General features: G+C 50.5%; 2 tRNA genes and 1 rRNA gene. All 3 read right to left on the bottom strand.

The annotated features are described in order from the left end of the window. Positions 1-132: 132 nt before the first annotated feature. The 3 genes from F6S12_RS30565 to F6S12_RS30555 all read right to left on the bottom strand — a co-directional run bounded on the left by F6S12_RS30565 (position 133) and on the right by F6S12_RS30555 (position 3,419). Positions 133-3,024, bottom strand: a 23S ribosomal RNA gene (locus F6S12_RS30565). Between the two features lie 232 nt (positions 3,025-3,256). Further along, positions 3,257-3,332 (bottom strand) — tRNA-Ala (locus tag F6S12_RS30560). A 10-nt stretch (positions 3,333-3,342) separates the two neighbouring features. Then, positions 3,343-3,419, bottom strand: a tRNA-Ile gene (locus F6S12_RS30555). Between the last annotated feature and the right edge of the window lie 73 nt (positions 3,420-3,492).

Here is a 3,492-nt window from a genome sequence, read left to right as displayed (position 1 = left end):
GGTAGCCAGTCCGTTGCTTGTGCAACGTGCCAGCGAATGGGTATGTAATAGATTTGTGTGTTTGCAAACTTTCGGTTTGTATCGTCTTCACACACCGCAACTCGCTTCTTAAGCAAATTGCTTGGGTGTTATATGGTCAAGCCTCACGGGCAATTAGTATTGGTTAGCTCAACGCCTCACAGCGCTTACACACCCAACCTATCAACGTCGTAGTCTTCGACGGCCCTTTAGGGAACTCAAGGTTCCAGTGAGATCTCATCTTGAGGCAAGTTTCCCGCTTAGATGCTTTCAGCGGTTATCTTTTCCGAACATAGCTACCCGGCAATGCCACTGGCGTGACAACCGGAACACCAGAGGTTCGTCCACTCCGGTCCTCTCGTACTAGGAGCAGCCCCTCTCAAATCTCAAACGTCCACGGCAGATAGGGACCGAACTGTCTCACGACGTTCTAAACCCAGCTCGCGTACCACTTTAAATGGCGAACAGCCATACCCTTGGGACCGGCTTCAGCCCCAGGATGTGATGAGCCGACATCGAGGTGCCAAACACCGCCGTCGATATGAACTCTTGGGCGGTATCAGCCTGTTATCCCCGGAGTACCTTTTATCCGTTGAGCGATGGCCCTTCCATACAGAACCACCGGATCACTAAGACCTACTTTCGTACCTGCTCGACGTGTCTGTCTCGCAGTCAAGCGCGCTTTTGCCTTTATACTCTACGACCGATTTCCGACCGGTCTGAGCGCACCTTCGTACTCCTCCGTTACTCTTTAGGAGGAGACCGCCCCAGTCAAACTACCCACCATACACTGTCCTCGATCCGGATAACGGACCTGAGTTAGAACCTCAAAGTTGCCAGGGTGGTATTTCAAGGATGGCTCCACGCAAACTGGCGTTCACGCTTCAAAGCCTCCCACCTATCCTACACAAGCAAATTCAAAGTCCAGTGCAAAGCTATAGTAAAGGTTCACGGGGTCTTTCCGTCTAGCCGCGGATACACTGCATCTTCACAGCGATTTCAATTTCACTGAGTCTCGGGTGGAGACAGCGCCGCCATCGTTACGCCATTCGTGCAGGTCGGAACTTACCCGACAAGGAATTTCGCTACCTTAGGACCGTTATAGTTACGGCCGCCGTTTACCGGGGCTTCGATCAAGAGCTTCGCGTTAGCTAACCCCATCAATTAACCTTCCGGCACCGGGCAGGCGTCACACCCTATACGTCCACTTTCGTGTTTGCAGAGTGCTGTGTTTTTAATAAACAGTCGCAGCGGCCTGGTATCTTCGACCGGCATGAGCTTACGGAGCAAGTCCTTCACCCTCACCGGCGCACCTTCTCCCGAAGTTACGGTGCCATTTTGCCTAGTTCCTTCACCCGAGTTCTCTCAAGCGCCTTGGTATTCTCTACCCAACCACCTGTGTCGGTTTGGGGTACGGTTCCTAGTTATCTGAAGCTTAGAAGCTTTTCTTGGAAGCATGGCATCAACCACTTCGTCACCTAAAAGGTAACTCGTCATCAGCTCTCGGCCTTAGAACCCCGGATTTACCTAAGATTCCAGCCTACCACCTTAAACTTGGACAACCAACGCCAAGCTGGCCTAGCCTTCTCCGTCCCTCCATCGCAATAACTAGAAGTACAGGAATATTAACCTGTTTTCCATCGACTACGCTTTTCAGCCTCGCCTTAGGGACCGACTAACCCTGCGTCGATTAACGTTGCGCAGGAAACCTTGGTCTTTCGGCGTGGGTGTTTTTCACACCCATTGTCGTTACTCATGTCAGCATTCGCACTTCTGATACCTCCAGCAAGCTTCTCAACTCACCTTCACAGGCTTACAGAACGCTCCTCTACCGCATCACTTACGTGATACCCGTAGCTTCGGTGTATGGTTTGAGCCCCGTTACATCTTCCGCGCAGGCCGACTCGACTAGTGAGCTATTACGCTTTCTTTAAAGGGTGGCTGCTTCTAAGCCAACCTCCTAGCTGTCTAAGCCTTCCCACATCGTTTCCCACTTAACCATAACTTTGGGACCTTAGCTGACGGTCTGGGTTGTTTCCCTTTTCACGACGGACGTTAGCACCCGCCGTGTGTCTCCCATGCTCGGCACTTGTAGGTATTCGGAGTTTGCATCGGTTTGGTAAGTCGGGATGACCCCCTAGCCGAAACAGTGCTCTACCCCCTACAGTGATACATGAGGCGCTACCTAAATAGCTTTCGAGGAGAACCAGCTATCTCCGAGCTTGATTAGCCTTTCACTCCGATCCACAGGTCATCCGCTAACTTTTCAACGGTAGTCGGTTCGGTCCTCCAGTCAGTGTTACCTAACCTTCAACCTGCCCATGGATAGATCGCCCGGTTTCGGGTCTATTCCCAGCGACTAGACGCCCTATTAAGACTCGCTTTCGCTACGCCTCCCCTATTCGGTTAAGCTTGCCACTGAAAATAAGTCGCTGACCCATTATACAAAAGGTACGCAGTCACAGAACAAAGTCTGCTCCCACTGCTTGTACGCATACGGTTTCAGGATCTATTTCACTCCCCTCTCCGGGGTTCTTTTCGCCTTTCCCTCACGGTACTAGTTCACTATCGGTCAGTCAGTAGTATTTAGCCTTGGAGGATGGTCCCCCCATATTCAGACAAGGTTTCTCGTGCCCCGTCCTACTCGATTTCATGACTAAGAGATTTTCGCGTACAGGGCTATCACCCACTATGGCCGCACTTTCCAGAGCGTTCCGCTAATCTCAAAGCCACTTAAGGGCTAGTCCCCGTTCGCTCGCCACTACTAAGGGAATCTCGGTTGATTTCTTTTCCTCAGGGTACTTAGATGTTTCAGTTCCCCTGGTTCGCCTCTTGCACCTATGTATTCAGTACAAGATAACCATCTTATGATGGCTGGGTTCCCCCATTCAGAGATCTCCGGATCAAAGTCTGTTTGCCGACTCCCCGAAGCTTATCGCAGGCTACCACGTCTTTCATCGCCTCTGACTGCCAAGGCATCCACCGTATGCGCTTCTTCACTTGACCATATAACCCCAAGCAATCTGGTTATACTATGAAGACGACATTCGCCGAAAATTTGCATTCTTAATTAAAAGAGAACTCACAAATTTACCTTAGCCTGATCCGTTACCAGTGAAAGTAACGTTCAGTCTATCTTTCTATCACATACCCAAATTTTTAAAGAACGATCTAATCAAAAGACTAGAAATCAACATTCAAAGTGAATGCTCATTTCTAAGCTTTCAGAAGCAGTTTATGGTGGAGCCAAGCGGGATCGAACCGCTGACCTCCTGCGTGCAAGGCAGGCGCTCTCCCAGCTGAGCTATGGCCCCATAACAAAATTGGTGGGTCTGGGCAGATTCGAACTGCCGACCTCACCCTTATCAGGGGTGCGCTCTAACCAACTGAGCTACAGACCCAATTTCGAGCTTGTAACTGTTAGCTTGGAGCTATCAGCTTGGAGCTTAAAGCTGCTTCTATCGTCTTCTTCAA

The organism is Pseudomonas sp. JV245A (assembly GCF_032424515.1).
In the GTDB taxonomy this organism is placed as follows: Bacteria; Pseudomonadota; Gammaproteobacteria; order Pseudomonadales; family Pseudomonadaceae; genus Aquipseudomonas; species Aquipseudomonas protegens.
Note: the sequence above shows the minus strand (reverse complement) of the source record. Positions and strands in the feature narration are given on the sequence as shown.